This is a genomic window from Streptomyces sp. NPDC093544, assembly GCF_040683495.1.
Taxonomy (GTDB): Bacteria; Actinomycetota; Actinomycetes; order Streptomycetales; family Streptomycetaceae; genus Streptomyces.
Window position 1 is genome coordinate 56,394 of sequence record NZ_JBFBEA010000019.1, and the last position, 22,267, is coordinate 78,660.

Genomic DNA, 22,267 nt, shown 5'->3' on the forward strand with positions numbered 1-22,267 from the left:
CTCGTCCGTTCCCACGGGGGAGAGGAGGCGCCGCTAAGCTGGTGCCATGCCTGAGAATCCGCCACGCGTCAGCCGCCCACGAGGACGTCCGCCCAAAGACGCGCAATTCGCCCCGACCGACCAGGTTATGGCCGCCGCGATCGAGGCTTTCTCGGTGTACGGATACAACGGTGTGTCACTGCGGACCGTAAATGACGAACTGGGCGTGAGCCGCAACCTTCTCTATCAGCGCTTCGGTTCGAAGGCGAATCTGTGGCAGGCCGCCGTCGACTGGGCCTTTCGCCCCCTCGTGGACCATCTGGTGGCCGCGGACGACGAATCGGCCGACCCAATGGTTCGGTTGCGGATGCTGATCCGAAATTTCATCGAGTACTCGGCAACGCGCCCTTATCTTGCCCGCCTTGTCACTGTGGAAGGCGCGGCGGACACGGATCGGCTGAAGTATCTCTACGACAACTATATCGAGCCGATAAGGTCACGCTACATCCACGTCTTTGAACTGCTGCACGAGCAGGGAAGAATCAAGAAAATCCCCTACGAGACATTCTATTTCCTGCTCACTTCGGGCGGATCCGCGCTCTACGGCCAGATCGCGCTCGTCTCGATGATGAACCCGGAGATGACATCGACGGAGGAGACCCGCGTCCGTCTCTACGCCGAGAACGTGGCCGAAGTCCTCCTCAACGGCCTGTCGCTGTCCAGCTGAACGGGCAGCGCCACCACCAACAGCACCCGTTCGGCCAGCGGAAGCCGCCAGGGCTGACGGTCACCGGGACCGTTCCCGCCCCGCTCGCCAAGCCGCTCGAACTGCCCCATCCGCAACCCAGTGAACGTCTCGACGCACACGGGCTCAGCCCTCAACACCCCACGCATACAAGGGAAATGCTCTGATCGCGACCTTCTGCGACACGCTTTAGCCGGGCCGCACGGCTTCCGCCGCGTCTCCGGCCGCCGTGGCGGCGAGCCCGAATGCCTTCTTCAGAATCGGTTCCAGCGGCTCGTCCAGGCCTTCGGTCGCCCACTGCTGGACGGCGGCCCATGCGGTGTTCAGGCAGACGGTCGCGGTGACGCGGGCCCGAAGGTCCCGGTCGTCACTCTCGGGCAGCTGCGCGCGCAGGAGTTCGGCGAGGCGGTCGCTCCAGCGCCCCGTCCACAGCGCCCTGGGGTCGTCGAAGTTGGGCGACCGGAACGAGCGCACCACGCGTGCCTTGTTGTCCTCGTCGGCGATGAACCGGTTGAGGATCTCGACCGAGCTCTCAGCCACGGCTGCGGCCGGGTCATGTCCTTGGGTAAGTCGTCGGGCCACAGCGGCCAGGTGTTCGTCGATGGCGTTGTGAAGATCGAGATAGATGACGTCGGCCTTGGTCCTGAAGTACCGGAAGAAGGTGCTGACCGAGATGTCGGAGCGCTCCGCGATGGCCTCGGCGGTGGTCTTCTCGAAGCCGCCGCCCTCCTCGCCGCCGTTCTCCTCGAACAGTTGCGCCGCCTCGCGGATGATCAGCCGGCGCTGACGGTCCTTGCGCCGCTGCGCGGGCGTCGGGACCGCTGCTTGCTCCAGGGCCATGAGGTGCCTCCCATACGGCCGGACGAGACATGTCGCGATCATCCTAGCGCCACATCCCATTCTGCGATACATGGAGAATTGACAGTGCTCTCATTTTGAGAGGAGACTCATCGTGGGAACATCGCCCAGCGGCCACACCTGTGAACGGGTGTGCCAGGAAAGAGGCCCGAGATGACGCTTCTCAGCTACGACATCGAACACCCCACGCTGCGACCGCCCGTCGAGGAGTGGCAGCCGCACGCCACGCAGACCGCCAAGTCGACGGAGTGGTGGTACCTGACGTCGCTCGCGTTCGACACGGCGGGTAACCCGTACTTCCTCGTCTGGTGCCTGTTCCACTTCGGCGGCGAGGACACGCACAACGCTTCGATCCAGGTCCCCGAGGGCCACCGCCTCAACCTCGGCATGCTCGGCGTCACCGACTACAACGCTGACCATCACTTCGACGGCGTCTCGTTCGCCGTCATGAAGGACGGGGACACCTGGAACACCGACTCCAACGCGGTGCACTACGCCCTCAGCGACTACAGCGGCGCATGGTCGTTCACGGACGACGGGATGAACGTCACGGTGGATTCCCCGAAGGTGATGTTCGACCTGCGGCTCACGGGTACGGACCAGGTGATGTATGCCAAGGACAAGCTGGGTGTCGAGGGCTTCATCCAGGAAGGAGCCCCGGAAGACCGCAGTTACTACTACTCCCTTCCGCGCCTGAACCTCGCAGGGCGCATCGCCTTCCCCGACAAGAACGGTGTCCGGCGTGAGGTAGAGCTCCAGGGCACGGCGTGGGTCGACCGCCAGTGGGGCGACTTCCTCACCAAGTCCTGGGAATGGTCGTCCTTCCGGTTCAACAACGGCGCCCGGGTCAACCTGTACAACTTCGCCAACGGCTATCAGATCGGCACCTACCAGCGAGCCGACGGCTCCACCGAATGGTTCGACTCGTTCGTGGTCCGGCAGGACGGCTATATGAAGGTGCCGAGCAACGGCGTCTGGATGTCGTGGGGCTGGAGTTACGAGTTCCCGATCGACATCGAGGGCAGCCGCACGTACACGCTCAAGCCGTTCAGCCAGAAGGACGTCTACGTCACGCCGGACAACACTCTCTTCGAGGGCCCGTCCCACCTGGTCGACAGCACCACCGGTGAGGTCGTCGGCATCGCGGTCACCGAGTCGATGGACGTCCGCATCATGAACAACGCGCCCGGCGGGCCCAATCAGCGCTGAGCCCGCCTCAGAACATCGAGTTGCCGTTCACCGAGGTGGCCGGGACGCTCTGGGTGACCGACCAGTGTTCGACGATCTTCCCGTGGCGCGCCCGGAAGATCTCGTACAGGGAAGTGCCAAGGTCGCCCGGGGCGTTCTGGATGTGGGTGTGGACCGCGACCAGGTCGCCCTCGGCCTTGGCCACGGTCGCGGCGTAGTCCGAGCGCGCCGCGAACAGTTCGGCGTACGCCTTCGTTGTCGCCGCGGCGCCGTTCGCGAGGGTGGGGTCGTGCTGGTGGAGCGACGGAGAAACATAGCGCTTCACGGCGGACAGGTCGTGCTTGTCGGTCAGGTACCGCAGGTAGCGGAGTACGAGTGACTTGTTCCCGGCGGTGTCGGCCTTCGGATCGGGTGTGGCCGTGGCCGGACGGCTGAGGGTGGAGAACATGTCGTGACCGCTCACCGTGGTGTCTGGTCTCCTTGAATGGTGTCCCAGCGCTCGGCGATCTTGCCGTCCTGGACCCTGAAGACGTCGACGATGGCCGCGCCCTTGGACGTCGCGGACACCCCGGCGTTGCTCTCCAGCAGCACCAGATCGCCTAGGGCCGCCACGTGCTCGATCACGTTCCGGCCGTCCGGGTTGCTCGCCCGCGGCGACTCGACCAACTGCCTTAGCGCGTCGGGGCCGTTGGCGACGGTGGGTTGTGCTGGATGTAGTCGGCGCGTATGTACTTGTCGATCACCGACGTGTTGCCGTGGTGAGGCCACCGCGATCCTGGTCGTGAGTTTCGCGTTCATGACTCTCCTTTGAGATTCGTGTAGAAGAAGGTCTCGATACGGCGCCAGGCGTCATCCGCGGCGACGGGGTCGGCCCGGTGCCCGCCACCCTGAGCAGCGGCCGAAGAACGCGTGGCCCATTGGGCGCGGAGTTGGCGAAGCTGTGCCCGGCGCCCGGGTACTCCTTCACGTCGTGCACGACCCCAGCACCGGTCAGGGCGGTGTCCAGAGTCGCGGCGGCGCCACGCAGGGGCCGGTCCCGGCCGCCGTAGCTGGCGACCACGGGGCATGCGCCGTCGATGCGGGCGTCCAAGTCCTTGGGCGGGAACCCGTAGTTGACCGATGCGGCGTCGAAGCCGTGCCCCGTGGCGGTCAGGAGGGCGAAGCCGCCGCCGAGGCAGAACCCGATGACCGGTATCGGGTTCTCCTCGGTGTCTCCGTGCACGGCGAGCAGCTCAAGCAGCAGCTTGTAGCCGGCAGCATCGTTGGCGATATGCCGCTTGGCCAGTAACGCCGGGCGCCGTCGGGCGGCAGGCTCATCCTTGCGGCCTTCGTACCGGAGGTGTGTGTTCCTTGGTCGGAGTGCATGCTCAGACGAAGGCCCCTTCCGCGTACCCGGTTGCCGAACTGAGTGATCAAGTTCGACGCGCCATTCGACGCCGGACGTCAGAGATCAAGGTAGGGCCTCTTTCGACGAACTCGTGGGTGCCGACGCTGGGGGTATTCCCGGGCGAAGCGGGGGAGAGGGCCGGTACGGATCAGAGTGCGCCAGGAAGGCTCATAATGTAGGGAGGGGTGATTTCATGAATGAAGAAGCTGCTCCCCGTATTCTGTCGACTGGCGAAGCGACCCTTCTCATCGACAGTAGTGGAACGATCATCGCCTGGAGCGATGGTGCTCACGCCCTGCTGGGTTACCGCGCTTCCGAAATGGTGGGTCGGCCGATTGGCGACCTCCTCGCCTCACAGCCGCCCGAGATCGCACGACACGGCTGGGCACTGCGTGCGGCGTTCAAGGCCACGGTGCTAAGTAAGCACCGTGGCGGGTATCGGATGGACCTCGTCGTGCATGGTCAGCCTTTGTCCAGCGCAAGTGGCGACGTCCTGTGGTTGTTTACGGCCAACAGTCTTGATTCCAGGAGCCCGGAACCCGTCCTTGGGCAGAAAGGCGGCACCGGTGAGCAGCACTGGGCCCGCCGACGACTGCATATCCTGAACCAAGCTGGCGTCCGCATAGGCACAACGTTGGGTCTGTCAAGGACCGCTGAGGAATTGGCGGAGGTCGCTACGGATTGCTTCGCGGATTTCGCTACGGTCGATCTGTTGGACGCCGTCAGGCATGGTGACGATATCGATGCATTTCATACCGCTGGATCTGACGGACTGGTGACGTTCCGTCGGACAGCTCAGCGGTCTGTTCTGCCTGGTTGCCCTGAAGCAGTCATTTCGGTCGGAGGCGAGGACACCTATCCCGTAGGGTCCCCGCCGGGCCTTGCCTTGGCCACCGGCCGGGGCTCTCGGCATCTCGTCGATGACGCCTGTCTGCGGTGGTGGGCGGCGGGCGTGCCCTCCCGCGTCCGCAGTGTCCGGACGTACGGCATGCACTCGATGATGATGGTCCCCCTTCGAGCCCGCGGTGTCCCCCTGGGGCTGGCCATGTTCTTCCGTCACCAGACGCTGGAGCCCTTCGGCGAGGACGACCTGCTGATGGCCGAGGAACTCGGGGCGAGGGCCGCGGTGTGCATCGACAACGCACGCCGCTACGCGCGTGAACGAACGACGGCGCTTACCCTGCAACGCAGCCTGCTCCCGCAGCGTGCGCCGGAACAGACCGCCGTGGATGTAGCCACCCGCTACCTTCCCGCCGGTTCCCGCGCGGGCGTGGGCGGCGACTGGTATGACGTCATCCCGCTGTCTGGCGCTCGCGTAGCGCTTGTCGCAGGCGATGTCGTTGGCCACGGCTTGCAGGCATCGGCAACCATGGGCCGTCTGCGCACAGCTGTACGCACCCTGGCTGACGTCGATCTCGCCCCCGACGAGCTGCTGACCCAGCTCGACGACGTCGTTCTTCGTCTGGAGAGCGACGAAGCACGCCTCGACTCGGACCAGGAGTCGTCGGCCACCGGAGAAACCATCGCCACGTGCGTGTACGTGGTCTACGACCCCGTCTCGCGTCGGTGCGCGATGGCCAGCGCAGGGCACCTGCCGCCCGCCATCGTCAGTCCCGACGGCAGCGTCCGGTTCTGCGACCTGCCCGCTGGACCGCCTCTGGGCCTCGGCGGGCTTCCCTTCGAAGCCGTCGAGTTCGACGTACCCGAGGGCAGTCTGCTCGTGCTGTACACCGATGGCCTTGTCGAGCGCCCGGACCACGACCTCGACACCGGCTTGTCCGTCATGTGCCAGATCCTCGGTGTCCCCCTCCAGTCGCTCGAGGAGACCTGCGATCTGCTGTTGGAAGGTCTCCTGCCAGAACGGCCCTTTGACGATGTGGCCTTGCTACTTGCTCGCACCCGTGGCCTGGGATCCGGACAAGTCGCTTCCTGGGACCTGAGTGCCGACCCTTCGATCGTCTCCGAAGCTCGCAGGAATGCCTGTGACCAGCTCGTCGGGTGGGGACTCGACGATGCCGTCTTCACGACCGAACTCATAGTCAGTGAATTGGTTACCAACGCCATCCGCTACGGAGGCTCGCGCATCCAGTTGCGCTTGATCCGCGACACGACTTTGATCTGCGAGGTCAGCGATACCAGCAGCACCGCACCGCACATGCGGCGCGCGCGCACTTACGACGAGGGCGGACGCGGTCTGTTGCTGGTCGCCCAGCTCACCGACCGCTGGGGAAGCCGCCAGACTCCGGATGGAAAGGTCATCTGGGCCGAACAAGTGCTGCACGCTCCAACCCCGGAACCGGCGCACTAGCTGTTCCGTGTCCGTGCCCACTACCCGGAGCTGGGCTCTCACGGTCGCACAACCTCCCGAACTGGGCCTCACTCAACCACCGGAGTACCGCGAGGGACTGATGGGTTGACGATGGTGACGTGCGAGATGGCGGCCCAGCAGATCGCGCCCGTAGTCACCTCCGTTGGGTGTCCGCACGATCGTGTGCACATGGAACGGCTCGGGCTGCGTGTTGTTGAGGAAGACACCTTGATGGCAGTCGTACTCGATCAGGAGGACGGGATTGTGGACCCTGTAGTAGAAGGCGTCCTCTTCGCCGGCCGCGCCGATCCAGGCGATGTGGGTGTCGTCGAGGTGGCGTTGGACATCCTTGAGCAGCGCGGCACTTGGCCCCGTCGGCATTCGGTGCGCGTAGGTGCCCACCAGGTGGAGCAGCAGTTCCTGCTGCCCTGATGTGAGCCTGTCGGCAGACAGCCCTTCATACGGGATGACGCGGTTGTCCCGGCCGGCACCGGCCCTGTGCCGACCGTCGACCGGGTCGGCGAGATCCTCCGGGAGGTCCTGCGAACGCATCGACCCGTACAGCACTGCCAGACGGGCTTGTTCGGGGCGCAGGCTTCGCCGCAACTCCAGCCCGGCCTGCCGCTGCGCGTCGAAGAGCCTCGTTCCCTCATATGTGCCCCGATCAGCCGCAACAGGCTCAGCGCCCATGAAGGTCGGCGTGAGCACCATCTGGCGGCCGAGAATGAAGCAGCTCACGTCCAGATGGTGCCCCCAAAGCTGCCATCCCCAGGGCTCGGTTGCGGAGGGAGTGCCGAACAAAGCGAAGAAATAGCAGAACTCCGTCAGGGTGTCGCGGTACTGGTCGATCAGCTCACCCAGTGCAGCGTTGAGTTTCATCGCTGCTCGGGTGTCGGCGAACCCGCTGGCTGACAGACAGGCCTCAATGATCGTCAACGCACGATCTCGTTGTCCGGGCTCGAAATCTTCCAGGCGAAGACCGTGGGGGTCCCACGTGGGGAACGCGTTGACCCACATGCGCCACTGGTTCGCGTCGATCTCGAACAGAACAGCATTGCGCTGCACGGGAGTGAGGCTGTCCAGGAACGACAACGCGGCTTTCGCCGCGGGTTCCGGACTCCAGCCGGTGTCCCGGAGGGCGAAGAGGTCGGGTACGACGTTCCCATCTGCGGTGATTCCGACAAACGCTTCCTCAGCCGCGCGCGGCACCGGCGGCAAAAGCGCCTGATGGCGTGAGGACAGGGCCGCCGCATCCAGCAGCCCGCGGCTGAGGGGCAGCAATCCTGCGGGACGTGCCCCAAAGCCCCGGTAACTTCCCTGCCCGGATTCTTTTTCCGGCATCAGATCTGCCGTCCTTTCAGGAATTCGACACCGTGGTTGAACGAACTCCCGCTGCTGCGATTCCCTTGTTGACTTCGTCGAAACGGCTCGTCGCTGCGGTGGCGAGCAGTTGTGTATCGGTCGAGATGGTGATCATCTGGAATCCCATCTCGGCGCACTCGATCGCTTGCCTCGTGGTACCGCAGTGGATTCCGGTAGCCACTCCATGCTGCGAACAAGCGGCGATAATTTTGGCAATCGCCTCGGCGTGCACACCGGGTACGACGCCGAGCGACGGCGCGCCCCCAAGGCTGGCTGCGAGATCGGCCGGACCTATGTAAACGCCATCGACGCCTGGTACGGAGCAGATTTCGTCGATGTTTTTCACGGCAGCTGCGCTTTCGGCCATGACTATGCACGCGGCTCGGCTATTTTCCCGCCCCCTACCGCTACCAGCTGAGCGAATAGGACCGACGCTCCTTTCGCCGTTCGGCGGATACCTGCAGGATTGCACGGCTCGCTCGGCGTCGCGCCGATCGTTGACCAACGGAATGATCACCCCTTCGGCGCCGCAGTCAAGGGCCTTACCGATCATGCTCGGCTCGTTCGCGGCGATGCGAACGAGAGGTGCCGCACCACCGGCGGCAACAGCGATAAGACTCGAAACCAGGCTGCCGTCGTCCGCGATCCCGTGCTGTTGGTCGAGACATACGTAGTCGTGTCCGACAAGGGCCAGGCGCTCGGCGACCACTGGGGTGTTCAGCGTTGTCCATGCGCCAAGCGTTGTGACGCCCTCGGACCAGGCTCGCACAAGGGTGTTCATGACGTTCTCCTAGCGGTCGGTTCGCTGGGCGGTAGGCACCGTCGAAAGGCCCGTAGTATGGGCGGCTGCACGCAGCTCGACGGAAATGTCCCACGGTGCGTCATCGGAGTTTGGCCGCTCTGGCGGAGGTGTGAGTATCGCGAGATGCCGCTCGACTTTTTCACCCGCGTTCCATTGCCTGTGCGGAACTCCGGCCGGAAGAATGACAATGTGATTCGGGCTCACAGTGAATTCCTCCAGTCCAATCTGCACTCCCAGTAGTCCGTCGAGGACCAGATAGAACTGGTCGAAGTCGTGCGTATGCAGACTTGGACCGGCTGCCGCCACGGGTAGACCTGCGAGATAGATAAGCGCGTGTTTGGAGTCTCGGTCGGGCCCGATCAGCCGCGTGATCGTCATTCCACCCTCAAGCTCTCGCGTGCGTACTGCGTCAGGTGAGACCACGGCATAGGGTAGGCCGCGTGAGTCCACGGACTCGGTGAATTCGGCCAGCCGTTGGAGTCCGACACTGCCGGGTGCGAGGATTTCCAGGTGTACTTCGGGATCGCTCCCGGCGTTCCAACTGTGGTGTGGGACACCGGCAGGTATGAATACCGCGGAGTCGGCGGAAGCCGTCTGTACGTCGCTTCCCAGTTGGATGGTGACCTCTCCGTCGATGATGTAGTACAGCTGATCCGACGGGTGAACGTGGTTCTCGGGCCCGCGTGCGCCGGCCGGTACCCTTGTGGCGATCAAGACGCAGCTCTCGCCGCTGTACAAGATCTTGCCTTTGTATCCCTTGTCTCCTTTGATTTCGGCCGAATGGAAATCGATCGCCCTTACGTACTGCATTTCGCCCTCCAAATTGTTGAGTTGCGCGGTTCAGGATTGAGTCCTGGCCAGCCTGGGAAACAGGCTCAGGGCGTTATCGGTGAATATCTGTCGGCGCTGCGGACCGGTCAGGACCGCAGTGGTCTCCAACTGGGTGGCCAGCGCGCCGCAGGCCGAAGCCCGGGTGAAGGGGTAGTCGCTTCCGTAGTGCACATGGCGCGGATCTGCGACCGCCAGCAACGCCTGCAGTTGCTCCTCCACCGGTGCGCCGGCCAGGTCGAAGTGCAACCGCCGCATCGCACGGCGCACGCTGGGCACAGGTCTTTCGTCGCCGCCGACGAGGACCGGGGCCAGCAGGTCGAGGCGATTCACCAGTACCGGCAGCGCTGCGCCCGCGTGGGGCACGATGACCGTGAGGCCTGGATGGTTGGTCAGGACGCCGGACAGTACGAGATCGGCGATCGAGCGGGTCGTGTCCAACATGAACTCCAACAGCGGCGCCGGGTAGCCCAGAGCGAGCTCGTCGAAGCACAGCGGCGCGGTCGGGTGGATGAACAGGGCCGAGGACCGGGCGGCGATCTCGGCGTAGATCGGTTCGAGACGACGATTACCGAGATACACGCCGTGCTGATGGGTCGCCAGCACGATGCCGTCTGCGCCGAGCACATCCAGCGCGTACCTCAATTCGGTGACGGCCTCAGCGATATCGGGGACTGGGAGGCTGGCGAAGAACCCGAACCTGCCGGGGTGCGCTGCCACCAGCCGGGCGGCTTCCTCGTTCACCTGCCGGGCCAGTTCAACAGCCTTGCCGGTCTCCCCGAAATGCACGCCTGGGGAGGAGATCGAGAGCATTGCGGTGCGAATGCCCAACTGGTCCATGGTGTTGAGCGCGGTGACTTCGTCCCATGCGGGCAAGGCCCGAATCCCGTCGGGCCGGTCCTGTCCGGCTGCCAGCAGCGCTTCCCGATAGAAGCCGGGAAGGAAGTGCGCGTGCATGTCGATTCTGTCGAGCATCGTCGTCCTTATGGAGCGCAGCGGAGCTGATCCGTACCGATGGGCAAGGGGGCCGCTCGGATGGCCGACGAGGAGGGGGCGCTCGCTTGTCCGGAAGACAGCGATGGTCCCGTTGAGCACGTCGACCCGGATGTGGGACTCGGTACCTTTAGGTACTGAGTCTATATCACAGGTGACAGTGCTGCGGTGATGTTGGTGCTGCCGGGAACCGTCCACCTGGTGCCCGTGAGTCACGGCTTGCGGGATGTGAACCGAGGCGTGGGCGCGGCGACCGCCGGTGGCCTGGCGGGGGACTGATGGGGGATTGCTCGTACGTTCTGAGCGGGAACGTCACCATGACCCGGTCTCCGGCGGTCGCCGCGCCCCGAAAGTTCTGGCGGTGGTGTGGGGGTCGAGTTCGGTGGCGAGGTGGGAGAGGGGCTCGGGGCCGCGCAAGTTGCCGCGGCCCCTCTTTCGCAGGGCGGCGGTGCGCGCCCGCCTACTGTGTACGGAGCTGTTCCAGTTCCGCGAAAGCGGCCTCGATGTTCTCGACCAGCGCGGTGGGATCGGCTCCGGCGCGCTGCTTTCCGGTCTGGTAGCAGGCCAGCCCGAGGTGCGCGGCGAGCACCGCGGTCGGCTCGGGCGTACCCGATTCCTGCAGGGCCTGCGCCAGTGCGCGTACCCCGCGCAGCAGCTTGCGCTCCATGCGGTCCTGGAGTTCGGGGTTCTCCGCGAGCAGCCGCTCGGTCAGCCGGTAGCGCTCAGTGTCGGCCGACCACTTGACCCCCATTGCGCGTACGGTCACCCGGATCCGCGCCAGCGCGTCCGCCAGCGTCAGCGGCCCCTCGAGTGGCTCGGCGCCGGCCATGGTCGTCCCCTGGACCAGCGAGTCGATCATGTCCTGCTCGCCCGCGAAGACGACTTCCTGCTTGTCGCCGAAGTAGCGGAAGTACGTCATGCGCCCGACCTCGGCGTGCTCGGCGATCTGGGTCACGCTGACGTCCGCGAATCCGCGGTCGGCGAAGAGCTCGAACGCTGCCTTGATGATCGAGTCCCGCACTCGTTGCTGCGTGCGCTGGCGGGGCGGGAGCCGCTGAGTCATGGTCGCCATCCTATGATATAGACTCAGTATCTAAAGATACTGAGTCCCACTCGATATCAGGTCTTCGCCGCCGAGAGAGGTTCCCGCCATGGAGGTCCCAGCCCGCACATTCGTCATGACCGGAGCGAGCCGCGGTCTCGGCCGGGCCGCGGCCGAGCAACTGCTGCGCGGCCATCCGGAGTTGCACCTGCTGATCCCGGTGCGGGGAGCCGCCGCCGGCAGGCTCGACAAGGAGCTCGCCTCGGCGACCGGCAACCCCAATGTGTCCACCCTGCGCTGCGACCTGGCCTCGCTCGATGACATCCGCGCTACGGCAGCCGAGATCGGCCGGCTCCTGGACCAGGGAGCGATTCCGCCGCTGGGCGGCTTCATCGGAAACGCCGGCACGCAGTGGGCCGCGCGTACGCACAGCACCGTCGATGGCTATGAGACGACGTTCGCGGTCAACGTGCTGGCCAACTACCTCTTCCTGCGCCTGCTGCACGACCGGTTCGGCGCGCCGGCGCGGCTCCTCGTAGTGGGAAGTGACACGCACTTCGGGGACTTCCGGCACAACATGGGGATCATGCCCGCGCCCCGCTGGGAAGAGCTGAACCGGCTTGCCGCACCGGGCGCCGGCCTGCGGGACGATTCGATCGCCGAGGGGCGCACGGCATACACCACCAGCAAGTTGGCGGTCGTGTACCTCGTCCACGCCTTCGCACGCCGACTGCCGGACGGCGTCGACATCTACACCTACGATCCCGGTTACGTCCACGGCACCGATCTGTTCCGTGACGCGCCCCGGCGGATACGGGCGGTCTCGCGCACGGTCGGCTACCTGCTGCGCGCCACTCCGGTCGCCACCGGCACCGGCACCGCCGGACGCCTGCTGGCGCAGGCAGCCGTGGGGCCGCGGCCAGGTGACAGCGGCGCCTACCTCGATCGCGGCAAGGCGGCGCCCTCGTCGGGCGCGTCGTACGACCGCGACCGCGAAGAGCAACTCTGGGCAGGCGCCGCCGCTTTCTGCGCGCTGAACACCGAGGATTCGGCGCTGAGCTGATGGACACTCCCCTCACCTTGCATGTGGACGGCCGCGCACACGCGCTGACCGTCGACACCCGCACCACGCTCCTGGACGCCTTGCGCGACCGGCTCGGCGTCACGGCGCCGAAAAAGGGGTGCGATCACGGGCAGTGCGGAGCATGCACCGTCCTCTGTGACGGGCGGCGGATCCTCACCTGCCTTCCGTTGGCAGTCGCTCATGACGGAGCACGGATCACCACGGCGGCGGGTCTGGCGGCAGACGGCGAACTGCATCCGATGCAGCAGGCGTTCCTCGACCACGACGGCTTTCAGTGCGGCTTCTGCACCCCCGGGCAGATCTGCTCGGCCATCGGCATGATCGAGGAGTTCAAGGCCGGTGACCCGAGTTCTGTGACGCCCGGTCTCCGCGCTCCCGCCGAACTCACCGACGCGGAGATCAGTGAACGCATGAGCGGCAACCTGTGCCGGTGCGGCGCCTATCAGAACATTCGCGCCGCCGTGAAGCAGGTGACGGCGCAGTGAACCCCTTCACGTATCGAACCGCCACGGATGCCAGTACGGCGGTGGCGACGGTGGCTCATCGGCCCGGGGCCATGTTCCTGGGCGGCGGCACCAACCTCGTCGACCACCTCAAACTCGGGCTGGCCACCCCGGAGTTGCTGGTGGACGTCTCCAAGCTGCCCTTCGACAGCATCACCCCGACGGCCGACGGGGGAGTATCCGTCGGCGCGGAGGTGCGCAACAGCGACCTTGCCTCGCATCCGCTGATCCGGGAGCGGTATCCGATGCTGTCCTTGGCGCTGCTTTCGGGAGCGTCCGCCCAGTTGCGAAACCTGGCGACCACCGCGGGCAATATTCTCCAGCGCACCCGGTGCGTGTACTTCCAGGACCTGGACACCCCGTGCAACAAGCGCCGGCCCGGCTCGGGTTGTGCCGCGGCCCAGGGTTCGAGCCGCTATCACGCGATTCTCGGCGCGTCCCCCCGCTGCATCGCCACCCACCCGTCCGACATGGCCGTCGCACTCGCCGCCCTGGACGCGGTGGTGGTGATCAGCGGCACGGATGGCGAACGCCGGATCGGCATCGGTGACATATACGGCGACCCGGCACAGGATCCGGCCCGCGACACCGTGCTGAACCACGGTGACCTCATCACCGGGGTGGAACTTCCCGCTGCCGAAGTGGCCGGGAACTCCACCTACCACAAGGTACGGGACAGGGCCTCCTACGCCTTCGCGCTCGTCTCGGTGGCAGCGGCGCTCGCCGTCGAGGACGGCACCATCACGGACGTCCGAGTGGCCCTGGGGGGCGTCGCGCACAAACCGTGGCGAGCACACCGGGCCGAACACGTCCTGCGCGGCAGCGCCGCAACAGACGATGTCTTCCGTCGCGCGGCGGAAGCCGAACTGGCCGCGGCTGCTCCGTACCGCGGCAACGCGTACAAGATCCCGCTGGTGACCGGCGCACTGACATTGGTACTGCGTCGACTCGCGCGGACGGCGCCGACCCACGGCGAGGAAACCCGGACTAAGGGCGGGGCATCATGACGGCCCCGGTGCGCACACGGTCGGTCGGCCGCCCCATCGAGCGCCTCGACGGCCGGGGCAAGGTCACGGGAACCGCTCCGTACGCCTATGACCAGCCGGTCGCCGAACCCATGTACCTGTATCCCCTCCGCGCGAGCCACCCGCGGGCAACGCTGCTGTCCATGGACGGGTCGGCCGCACTCGCCGTGCACGACAGCGTCAGGCTGCTGACCGCCGACAACGCGCCCCGCCTGCCGGCCGGTGCTCCGGCCGCACTGCGTGTCCTGCAGGACGCCGACATCGCCTACTACGGGCAGTTCATCGGAGCCGTCCTGGCGGACACCCCGGAGATCGCCAGGCACGCGGCAGCCCTCGTCACCGTCGCCTACGACATCCTCGGCCACGACACGGAGGTCCGGGCGGATCACCCGGACCGCTACGCCCCCGACATGCTGCACAACGGGCACTCGCCGCCCGATGCCGACCGTGGCGACTGGGATGCCGCGGTACAGGCCGCGGACGCGTACGTGGACCGGATCTACCGCACACCCGGCCACCATCACGTTCCGCTGGAGCCGCACACCACCGTCGCGATCTGGACCGTCGAGGACGGGACCGAGCAGGTGACGCTGTACGAGTCGACGCAGGGCGCGGCCGTCCTGCAACTACGGCTCGCGCCCGCCCTGGGGCTGCGCCCCGACCAACTGAAGGTGATCGCGCCTTTCGTCGGCGGCGGATTCGGCGCCAAGGTCACGCCCCAGGCACACCACATCCTGACGGTCATGGCGGCGCGTGCCGTCCCTGGCCGAGCCGTCAAGTTCGCGATGCCGCGGCGGCACACCTTCGTCGGCACGTCCTACCGCACGCCCACCATCCAGCGGGTGCGGCTCGGTGCCCGGAGCGACGGAAGCCTGACGGCGATCGGACACGACTCGGTGCAGCAGACCGCTCGCCACGGGGAGTTCACCGAACCCGCCGCCCTCGGCAGCCGCAGCCTCTACGGGTCGTACGCGCACTCCTCATCCCATCGGCTGGTGCCGCTCGACGTCTCGGTCCCGGGTTTCATGCGCGCGCCGGGCGAGGGCCCCGGGTCGTTCGCCCTGGAGTCGGCCATGGACGAGCTGGCGGTCGAGCTGGGGATCGACCCCGTCGAGCTGCGGATCCGCAACGAACCGGCCACGGACCCCGACTCCGGGCGGCCCTTCTCCTCCCGCGACCTGATCTGGTGCCTGCGGGTGGGAGCGCGCCGCTTCGGCTGGGGGGACCGTGACGCGGCGCCGCGCAGGCGGCAGGAGGGCGAGTGGTGGCTGGGCACCGGTGTGGCCGCGGCCAGTTACCCCTTCCAGGCGTTCCCTCCGTCGAGCGCGGCCGTGCACGCCCTGCCGGGTGGGCGCTACCGCGTCGAGCTCGCCGCCGCGGACATCGGCACCGGGGCGTGGACCATCCTCAGCCAGATCGCCGCCGACGCCCTGGACGTCGCCGTACCGGACGTGGACGTGGTGATCGGCTCCTCCTCGCTGCCCTTCGCCCTGGCCGCCGTCGGCTCGGCCGGCACCACGGCCTGGAGCGAAGCCGTCCTCGCCGCCGTGGCAGCCTTCCGTTCCCGCCACGGCGCCGCACCGCCCGTCGGGGCGCAGGCCGAGGGGAGAGCCGCCCCGGACACCGAGGGTGCGAAGTTCGCCCGCTTCTCCTTCGGCGCCCAGTTCGCCGAAGTCGCGGTGCACGCGGACACCGGTGAGCTCAGGGTGCGCCGGATGCTCGGGGCGTTCGACGTCGGCCGGGTGATCAATCCCCGTACCGCCCGGTCGCAGTTGATCGGGGGCATGGTGATGGGGCTGTCCATGGCCCTGCACGAGGAAAGCGTCATGGACCACCGGTACGGCCATGTCGTCAACCACGACCTGGCTTCGTACCACGTGGCGGCCCACGCGGATGTGCCGGACATGCAGGCTTTGTGGCTGGGGGTGCCCGATCCCCGCCACAACACCCTTGGCGCCAAGGGCCTCGGCGAGATCGGGGTGGTGGGAGTCGCCGCCGCCATCGCCAATGCCGCCTGGCACGCCACGGGACGACGGGTGCGCGAACTCCCGCTCACCGTCGACGATTTCACCGACCTCCACTCTTCCGCACCGTCTGAGATCAAGGAGACATCATGAACATCATCGTTTTCGGCGCCACCGGCGCCACCGGCAAACAGGTCGTCGAGCAGGCACTCGCCGCAGGGCACCACGTGACGGCATTCGTACGGGACCCGTCGAAGGTGCAACTCGACCACCCGGACCTCCGAGTGGAGGCAGGGCAGGTGACGGCGGACCAGAAGGCCGTCAACGCGGCGGTCGCCGGACATGACGCGGTCATCAGCGCGCTGGGAAACGCCCACACCTACAAGGGCATGCGCGCCCCCACTGTGATCACCGACGCGACTCCGGCCATCCTCAGTGCGATGCGGGAGTCGGGCGTCGACCGTCTTGTCTTCCTGTCCGCCCTCGGCGTGGGAGACAGCTTCAAGGAGGCGCCGTTGCCGCTCAAGGTGGGGTACCGGATGGTCCTGGGGCCGATCTACGCCGACAAACTCCGTGCCGAGCGGATCCTGGAGGCCAGCGAAGTGAACTGGACGCTGGTCTACCCCGTCCTGCTCACCAACGGGCCCCGCACCGGTACGTACCGGGCAGGTGAACGCCTCCCGCTGAAGGGCCTGGCGAAAATCTCCCGGGCCGACGTCGCCGACTTCATGCTGCGGCAAATCGACGACAACACGTTCACCCGGCGTAGGGCGGTCATCGCCGACTAGCGACTAGCGACTAGCGATTCGCCGGTCGGCGGCGAGTCGGGACTCCCGAGCGGACGGGGCGACGCAGCAGCAGCGGCACAAGAACCACGGCCACGGTCAGATGCAGCGCGGTGAGCACGGCTCTGACGTCCGCGTCGGCATCCAGGGAGAGCACCGGCACCAGGGACAGCAGCGTCACGGCGATGGCTCCCGATGTCCAGATCACCCTGGCCCGGCGCGGAACCCAGCGCTCCAGGGCGGCGAGCACCACCCAGCCGATCAGTGAGACAGGCAGCACGGCACGCACCACGTGCCACAGCGCGATTGTCTCCGTCCCGTCGCCTTCCGGGACCACCATGTCGATTCCCACCCAGCGGGCGATCGACCACACCGCGGAAGCCGCGATGACCGCGGCCGCCACAGCGAGCGACCTGCTCGCATAAGGGGCCTGAAAACGCGCGGAACGAACTGTTTCAGTGCTCAACGGGATCTCCTGGAGAAGAGTTCTTATGTCATCGACCGTAGGAGCCGATGGCCATATCCCCAATGCGTAATGAGCTCGATTTCCGCTGCGATCGTCTCGCCCGAGGGTGAAGAAAGGCTGCCTTCATGGACGTCCTCAGTGATGTGCTCGCGACGCTACGCACGGGCGAACCCCAATCCGCCCGCTTCGCGTATTCCGCGCCATGGGAGATGCGCTGTTCCGGAGGGTTCGGAGCCGCCTTCCAGGTCGTACTCCAGGGGTCGTTCTGGGTGATCCCGCCGGACCGCCAGCCGTTTCCGGTCGCCGCGGGTGACGTCCTTTTCCTCCCCCGGGGCACCAGGCACCGACAAGCGGATCACCCGCTGACCCCCCTCGCCGACCGGGCCTGTCCGCCACTGCCCGGCCGGCCGGTGGTGAGACCTACCCGGATCCCGGCATCGGCCGGCGGTCGGCAGTCGCCCGACACGGTGCTCATCGGCGGCGGCTACCGGCTGGGCCCCGAGCGCACGCATCCCTTCCTGAGCGACCTGCCCGACTTCGTCCACCTACCCGCCGGGCTCGGCGGACGGCCCGCGATCCGGGCGGCGGTCGACCTGCTGGCCGCCGAACTGGACCGCCCGTCCGGGCAAGGAGCGAACGCGGCGGTGACCCCACTGCTCGACGTCCTGCTGCTCTACATCCTGCGCGCCTGCTGCGAAGAACAGCCGGCTCCGGTCGCTTCGGCGGCGACGAGCGGATGGGCGGCGGCACTGCGGGACCCGGCGGTGAGTGCAGCCCTCCACGCGATCCACCGCGACCCGTCAGCGCCCTGGACCGTGGCCGCGCTCGGCGCCGAGGCGGGCACCTCCCGTGCGGTCTTCGCCCGCCGCTTCACCGCCCTGGTGGGCCGCTCGCCGCTGGCCTACCTGACCTGGTGGCGGATGACTACCGCCGCACGCCTCCTGCGCAGCGCGGACACCCCCCTCGGCACGGTGGCTCGCCAGGTCGGATACGCCTCCGAGTACGGCTTCGCGACCGCCTTCAAGCGGCTGTACGGGTCCTCGCCCGGTCGATACCGCCGCCAGAGCGGTGTTGCCTAGCGCGCCGTTACGGCTGCGGCGAGGGGGTCGCCCACACGGCCTGAGGGAGGGTCGTACAGGTAGTCCGAGGATAGAGACGGCCTGGATCCGGGATCCGCTGCGGGTGACGCCGGCGGCGTCGGACGCAGCGCCTTGACACCCACGGTGGACCTGCTGGCTTCTCATTCGGACGAGTTTCGTCTGAAATCAAAACTCCGTGATCAAGAAGCCTTTCCTTCCAGCGTTGATAAAGGGCCGGGCATCGATGAGCACTTCAGCGACTGATGCCGAGGCCCGGTTCGACGCCGAGGCGACGCTACGCGCTATCCAGCACCACGTCGTGACCAGCACCCGCATGGTGCCCACGCACTTCTACCATTTGGCCCTGGTGGCTTCCGACCGGCCGGCGGTGCGGCAGAAGTCGCGGAGTTCTTCGGCGAGTTCCCGCGGCGGACCGTAGGAATGGCTGGAAAAGCCCGCACGGTGGGGCGCCCAATTCCCGGGATGACCGTCGCCATCCTCGACGACGAGGGACAGTAGTTGCCGCCCGGGCGGGCCGGAACCATCTTCGGGGCAGTTCGACGAACTCCGGTCCGTTGTGCAGTACGACGGCCACATCGCCGACCGAGACCCGGGTGACCCCCGGCCCGACGGGCTGACGCCGGCCGCGATCGCGTACATCCTCAAGGACAGCGGTCCGGACAGCTGAGGATGTACCTGGTGCCGGTCAACGGGCGGCGGCGACGGCATCGAATGCGTTGAGTACTGCCAGGCCGCGGCCGGCCCCGGATGGTCGTCGTCGGTGCCGGATTCCTCCCTCCCGGCGGTTGACCGGGGGCCACCCCGGCGGCCGCAACGGCGGACGAATCGACGGTTCGGAGACGGTCGCCGTTGGCACGTACGTGGTAAGTGCCGTCTTCCCGCGTCGCTGCTCAGCTGGGTGGCCCGCGAGCGCTGGGCTCCGGGCCGGACCTGGCCATCTGGACCTGGGGGCCCGTCGCCGTGACGCTGCTGTCCCTGGTGCCGGTGTTATCCCTGGACGCTGACGGAGACGTCAGGGGTGTGAACAAGGCAGGCGGTCGACGGGGCATTGCTTCCGTCGACCGCCGCGTTCTTCCCTGTAGCCGCCGTTGCCGCGTCAAGCCGGCAGGTAGACGGATTTCATCTGTACGTAGGCATCCAGCCCTTCGGGTCCCAGTTCGCGGCCGAGGCCGCTTGCCTTGTTACCGCCGTAGGGGGAAGTGATGTCCATGCGGTAGCCGTTGACTCCGATGGTGCCGGTGTCGATTCTGTTCGCGACGGCGGCACCGCGCTGAGGATCTGAGGTCCAGACCGTACCGGCGAGTCCGTAACTGGAGTCGTTCGCCAGGGCGACCGCGTGTTCCTCGTTTTCGTAGGGGATGACGCAGACCACCGGGCCGAAGATCTCTTCCTGAGCGATGGTCATTCCGTTGTCGACATCGCCGAACACGGTCGGCTGGAGGTACCAGCCCCGGTCCAGGTGCGCCGGACGGTCACCGCCGACGGTGAGCCGAGCACCCTCTTCGCGGCCGAGGGAGATGTAGCGCTCCACGCGCTCGCGATGACGTGCCGAAACCAGAGGGCCGATATCGGTGGCCGGGTCGAGTGGGTCGCCCACGCGCAGGGACGAGGCCATCTCCGTGATGGCGTCCAGTGTCTCGGCGTATCGGTGTGCCGGGGCCAGTACGCGTGTGCAGGAGAAGCAGGTCATGCCGTTGTTGGGGAAGGAGACGTCGGCCAGCGCGGCGGCGGTGGCCGCGATGTCGGCGTCGTCGAGGATGATCGCGGCCGATTTGCCGCCGAGTTCGAGGGTGACGGGGCGGAGCCGCTCGCCGCACGAGGCGGCGATCGCCCGGCCTGCGGTGGTGGAACCGGTGAAGGCGATCTTGTCCACGCCCTGATGGGCGACGAGGGCCTGACCGGCCTCCATGCCACCGGGAACGATGTTGAGAACACCGGCGGGCAGACCGGCTTCGATCGCGGCCTCGGCAAGGATGTTGGCGTCCAGGGCCGTCTCAAGGGCAGGTTTCAGCACGAGCGTGCAGCCTGCGGCCAGAGCCGGCGCGATCTTCATCATGGCCAGGATCTGCGGGTAGTTCCACGGCACGATGGCGCCGACCACACCCACCGGTTCCCGAAGTACGCGTGTCACGCCCCCGGGACCGAACCGGTCTTCTTCCCATGGCGTCTGCGGTGCAAGGGCCGCGTAGTAGCGGAGAACCGCGGTAGGGAAGAGCACGTTGGCGGGCATGGAGGTCTTGATCGGCATGCCGTTCTCCGCCGATACCAGGCGCGCCAGTTCGTCGGTACGCGCCTCGATCGCCTTGGCGAACGCCTCCATGATGTCAGCCCGTTCCCCGGCCGGGACCTGCGACCAGGTGGTGCTGCGGGCCGCGTGGACGGCACGGTCGATGTCCTCGGCACCGCCCAACGGGGTTGTGCCGAGGGGCTCTTCGGTGGCGGCGCGGATGACGGTGTTGACCTCCCCGCTGCTGGGCGCCACCCACCGGCCGCCGATGAACAGAGAGGTGGACTCGTGGGTCATGAATGCCTCCTATGTACGGGACTCGCCTCGACTCCGTCAGGGGCGAGGCTTCCGGACGGCTCAAGCCGCCGAATCGTCAGCGTCGTTGTGCAGAAGCTGGTGATAGGCGGGCCCGCCGGGGATCAGAGCGGCCACCTCGTCCATCGACGGGCCCGCGGTGTTCTCCCGCCGGGCCTGCTCAGCGGATTCGGCCGTCAGGGTCTGCCACCGCCGGGCCTGGCTGTTGACCAGCGCTATCAGGGGAAGGAAGGCGGACGCGTTCGACGGGGGAATGCCCAGCCCGTCGGCCAGTTCGTCACCGAAGGACCGGCGGAGCAGACCGTGGATCAGGTCTTCCAGCGCCGGCTTGGACATCAGGGGCCTGGGACCGGCGGACAGGGCTTCGACCTGGGCGCCGACCATCGCGGCTGTCAGAGCGCGGGAATCGTCGTCCGGCGGTGCGGTGGTGGAGTCGAGCAGGTCTTGCAGCTCCTGGGCGCTCTTCTCGTCGACCACATCGCGGGAGAAACCCTCGTCCAGTCCGAGCAGGTAGGCAATGTAGGACCAGTACGCGTACAGATCCCGGTCCTCGGCCTCGGTCAGACCGATCCCGGCGACTGCCAATGCGTGGAACGGGGTCAGCGTGAAATCGAGCCAGGTACGGGCCACGTCCACCTGACTGATCGGTGTGCCCCACTCACTGCTGTCCCAGCCGTGCTTGAGCGCCGCCGACCGCATCCGAGCGTGCAGCAGCCGAACCTGGATGGTGGCGACATACCCGGGTGCCCCCCGCAGCAGGCCCCCGGGCGCGGTGGCCTGGAACACCCACATACCCGTCTCCACCAGGCGCCGCGGCGCCATGGCGGTCAACTTGCCCGTCTGGACCAGCAGTCGGGCAATGGCCGGCGAGGTGTACGTGTGCACCAGCGCGCTGCTGATCCCGGACAGCTCGAACCACACCCGGGGAACGGAGTGAGCCGCGGTTTCCCCGCGGGCAAGCATCGCGGGGTCCACCCATGAGGGGAGCTCCTCCGCCTGCCGCAGCAGCGCGGCCATGGCAGCGGGAGGGCGCGGACCCAGACTGTCCAGACCGTCGGCGAGGCCGGCGTTGAGCAGCCGACGCCCCTCCTTGCCGAGCTGGTCCAGCTCGGCGATGACCGCGTCCGCCAGAGGGTCACCCACCATGAGCATCCCCACCAGATGATCGATCCGGTCGCCGTGCTTGGCACGCGCCTGTTCCAGATTGACCACCCGGCCAGGGACGACGGGGCTTGATGATGTGCTCGTCATGAGGTTCTCGCTTCCGCTTCACAAGCCGCTCGGCAACAGCCGAGTGAAAGCACGG

22 protein-coding genes and 1 pseudogene are annotated in these 22,267 nt (G+C 67.0%); 10 read left to right on the forward strand and 13 right to left on the reverse strand.

Annotation, left to right across the window (positions count from 1 at the left end):
- Positions 1 to 46 precede the first annotated feature (46 nt).
- Positions 47 to 706 (forward strand): TetR/AcrR family transcriptional regulator, encoded by a 660-nt coding sequence (locus AB0N66_RS27615; RefSeq protein ID WP_365439943.1) that lies wholly within the window; start codon positions 47 to 49, stop codon positions 704 to 706.
- A gap of 14 nt (positions 707 to 720) precedes the next feature.
- Here the strand turns inward: AB0N66_RS27615 and AB0N66_RS27620 are convergent.
- Positions 721 to 873 (reverse strand): annotated as a pseudogene (locus AB0N66_RS27620) (IS5/IS1182 family transposase); the annotation flags it as partial.
- A 40-nt stretch (positions 874 to 913) separates the two neighbouring features.
- Positions 914 to 1,564 carry a TetR family transcriptional regulator gene (locus AB0N66_RS27625; protein ID WP_365439945.1) on the reverse strand — a complete coding sequence of 217 codons (651 nt, stop codon included), beginning with the start codon at positions 1,562 to 1,564 and terminating at the stop codon, positions 914 to 916.
- Positions 1,565 to 1,735: 171 nt separating this feature from the next.
- Between AB0N66_RS27625 and AB0N66_RS27630 the strand changes: the two genes are divergently transcribed.
- Complete coding sequence (locus AB0N66_RS27630) at positions 1,736 to 2,791, forward strand: lipocalin-like domain-containing protein (RefSeq protein WP_365439947.1); 1,056 nt, start codon at positions 1,736 to 1,738, stop codon at positions 2,789 to 2,791.
- A 7-nt stretch (positions 2,792 to 2,798) separates the two neighbouring features.
- Here the strand turns inward: AB0N66_RS27630 and AB0N66_RS27635 are convergent, their stop codons facing one another.
- Genes AB0N66_RS27635 through AB0N66_RS27645 form a run of 3 tightly spaced genes read right to left on the reverse strand, consistent with a single transcriptional unit; the run spans position 2,799 to position 3,965 of the window.
- Positions 2,799 to 3,233, reverse strand: a complete 435-nt coding sequence (locus AB0N66_RS27635) for a nuclear transport factor 2 family protein (RefSeq protein ID WP_365439949.1) — start codon at positions 3,231 to 3,233, stop codon at positions 2,799 to 2,801.
- Positions 3,230 to 3,568 (reverse strand): nuclear transport factor 2 family protein, encoded by a 339-nt coding sequence (locus AB0N66_RS27640; RefSeq protein WP_365439951.1) that lies wholly within the window; start codon positions 3,566 to 3,568, stop codon positions 3,230 to 3,232. Before AB0N66_RS27640 ends, AB0N66_RS27635 begins: the two co-directional genes overlap by 4 nt.
- The gene (locus tag AB0N66_RS27645) at positions 3,510 to 3,965 is read right to left on the reverse strand and encodes a dienelactone hydrolase family protein (protein WP_365440187.1); all 456 of its coding nucleotides are present in this window, start codon (positions 3,963 to 3,965) and stop codon (positions 3,510 to 3,512) included. The genes AB0N66_RS27640 and AB0N66_RS27645 overlap by 59 nt, the downstream gene beginning before the upstream one ends.
- A gap of 385 nt (positions 3,966 to 4,350) precedes the next feature.
- On the opposite strand from AB0N66_RS27645, the gene AB0N66_RS27650 reads away from it, so the two are divergent.
- On the forward strand, positions 4,351 to 6,465 hold the full coding sequence (locus AB0N66_RS27650; RefSeq protein ID WP_365439953.1) for a SpoIIE family protein phosphatase: 2,115 nt from the start codon (positions 4,351 to 4,353) through the stop codon (positions 6,463 to 6,465).
- Between the two features lie 72 nt (positions 6,466 to 6,537).
- Here the strand turns inward: AB0N66_RS27650 and AB0N66_RS27655 are convergent, their stop codons facing one another.
- From AB0N66_RS27655 to AB0N66_RS27675, 5 genes are all read right to left on the reverse strand, one after another.
- Positions 6,538 to 7,806: a DUF3500 domain-containing protein gene (locus tag AB0N66_RS27655; protein WP_365439955.1), complete on the reverse strand. Its 1,269-nt coding sequence runs from the start codon at positions 7,804 to 7,806 to the stop codon at positions 6,538 to 6,540.
- A 16-nt stretch (positions 7,807 to 7,822) separates the two neighbouring features.
- The gene (locus AB0N66_RS27660; RefSeq protein ID WP_365439957.1) at positions 7,823 to 8,608 is read right to left on the reverse strand and encodes an aldolase/citrate lyase family protein; all 786 of its coding nucleotides are present in this window, start codon (positions 8,606 to 8,608) and stop codon (positions 7,823 to 7,825) included.
- Between the two features lie 9 nt (positions 8,609 to 8,617).
- Positions 8,618 to 9,439, reverse strand: coding sequence for a cupin domain-containing protein (locus AB0N66_RS27665; RefSeq protein WP_365439959.1), 822 nt, complete (start codon positions 9,437 to 9,439; stop codon positions 8,618 to 8,620).
- Positions 9,440 to 9,469: 30 nt separating this feature from the next.
- On the reverse strand, positions 9,470 to 10,432 hold the full coding sequence (locus tag AB0N66_RS27670) for an amidohydrolase family protein (RefSeq protein ID WP_365439961.1): 963 nt from the start codon (positions 10,430 to 10,432) through the stop codon (positions 9,470 to 9,472).
- A gap of 478 nt (positions 10,433 to 10,910) precedes the next feature.
- Positions 10,911 to 11,513: a TetR family transcriptional regulator gene (locus AB0N66_RS27675; protein WP_365439963.1), complete on the reverse strand. Its 603-nt coding sequence runs from the start codon at positions 11,511 to 11,513 to the stop codon at positions 10,911 to 10,913.
- Between the two features lie 115 nt (positions 11,514 to 11,628).
- Here AB0N66_RS27675 and AB0N66_RS27680 point away from each other — a divergent pair, with 115 nt between their 5' ends.
- From AB0N66_RS27680 to AB0N66_RS27700, 5 genes are read left to right on the forward strand one after another with little or no spacing between them, the layout of a single operon-like run.
- Positions 11,629 to 12,555, forward strand: a complete 927-nt coding sequence (locus AB0N66_RS27680) for an SDR family NAD(P)-dependent oxidoreductase (protein WP_365439965.1) — start codon at positions 11,629 to 11,631, stop codon at positions 12,553 to 12,555.
- Positions 12,555 to 13,061 carry a 2Fe-2S iron-sulfur cluster-binding protein gene (locus tag AB0N66_RS27685; RefSeq protein WP_365439967.1) on the forward strand — a complete coding sequence of 169 codons (507 nt, stop codon included), beginning with the start codon at positions 12,555 to 12,557 and terminating at the stop codon, positions 13,059 to 13,061. The genes AB0N66_RS27680 and AB0N66_RS27685 overlap by 1 nt, the downstream gene beginning before the upstream one ends.
- On the forward strand, positions 13,058 to 14,086 hold the full coding sequence (locus AB0N66_RS27690) for an FAD binding domain-containing protein (RefSeq protein WP_365439969.1): 1,029 nt from the start codon (positions 13,058 to 13,060) through the stop codon (positions 14,084 to 14,086). Before AB0N66_RS27685 ends, AB0N66_RS27690 begins: the two co-directional genes overlap by 4 nt.
- Positions 14,083 to 16,221, forward strand: coding sequence for a xanthine dehydrogenase family protein molybdopterin-binding subunit (locus AB0N66_RS27695; protein WP_365439971.1), 2,139 nt, complete (start codon positions 14,083 to 14,085; stop codon positions 16,219 to 16,221). The genes AB0N66_RS27690 and AB0N66_RS27695 overlap by 4 nt, the downstream gene beginning before the upstream one ends.
- Positions 16,218 to 16,856, forward strand: coding sequence for an SDR family oxidoreductase (locus tag AB0N66_RS27700; RefSeq protein WP_365439973.1), 639 nt, complete (start codon positions 16,218 to 16,220; stop codon positions 16,854 to 16,856). The genes AB0N66_RS27695 and AB0N66_RS27700 overlap by 4 nt, the downstream gene beginning before the upstream one ends.
- 10 nt (positions 16,857 to 16,866) lie before the next feature.
- Here the strand turns inward: AB0N66_RS27700 and AB0N66_RS27705 are convergent, their stop codons facing one another.
- A complete protein-coding gene (locus AB0N66_RS27705) occupies positions 16,867 to 17,319 on the reverse strand; it encodes a DUF6069 family protein (protein ID WP_365439975.1) in 453 nt (150 codons plus the stop codon).
- Between the two features lie 125 nt (positions 17,320 to 17,444).
- On the opposite strand from AB0N66_RS27705, the gene AB0N66_RS27710 reads away from it, so the two are divergent.
- Complete coding sequence (locus AB0N66_RS27710; protein WP_365439977.1) at positions 17,445 to 18,398, forward strand: AraC family transcriptional regulator; 954 nt, start codon at positions 17,445 to 17,447, stop codon at positions 18,396 to 18,398.
- Positions 18,399 to 18,642: 244 nt separating this feature from the next.
- Positions 18,643 to 18,837, forward strand: coding sequence for a hypothetical protein (locus AB0N66_RS27715; protein WP_365439979.1), 195 nt, complete (start codon positions 18,643 to 18,645; stop codon positions 18,835 to 18,837).
- Between the two features lie 678 nt (positions 18,838 to 19,515).
- Here the strand turns inward: AB0N66_RS27715 and AB0N66_RS27720 are convergent.
- Positions 19,516 to 20,943 carry an aldehyde dehydrogenase gene (locus tag AB0N66_RS27720; protein WP_365439981.1) on the reverse strand — a complete coding sequence of 476 codons (1,428 nt, stop codon included), beginning with the start codon at positions 20,941 to 20,943 and terminating at the stop codon, positions 19,516 to 19,518.
- A gap of 60 nt (positions 20,944 to 21,003) precedes the next feature.
- Positions 21,004 to 22,212: an oxygenase MpaB family protein gene (locus AB0N66_RS27725; RefSeq protein ID WP_365439983.1), complete on the reverse strand. Its 1,209-nt coding sequence runs from the start codon at positions 22,210 to 22,212 to the stop codon at positions 21,004 to 21,006.
- Positions 22,213 to 22,267: the final 55 nt, after the last annotated feature.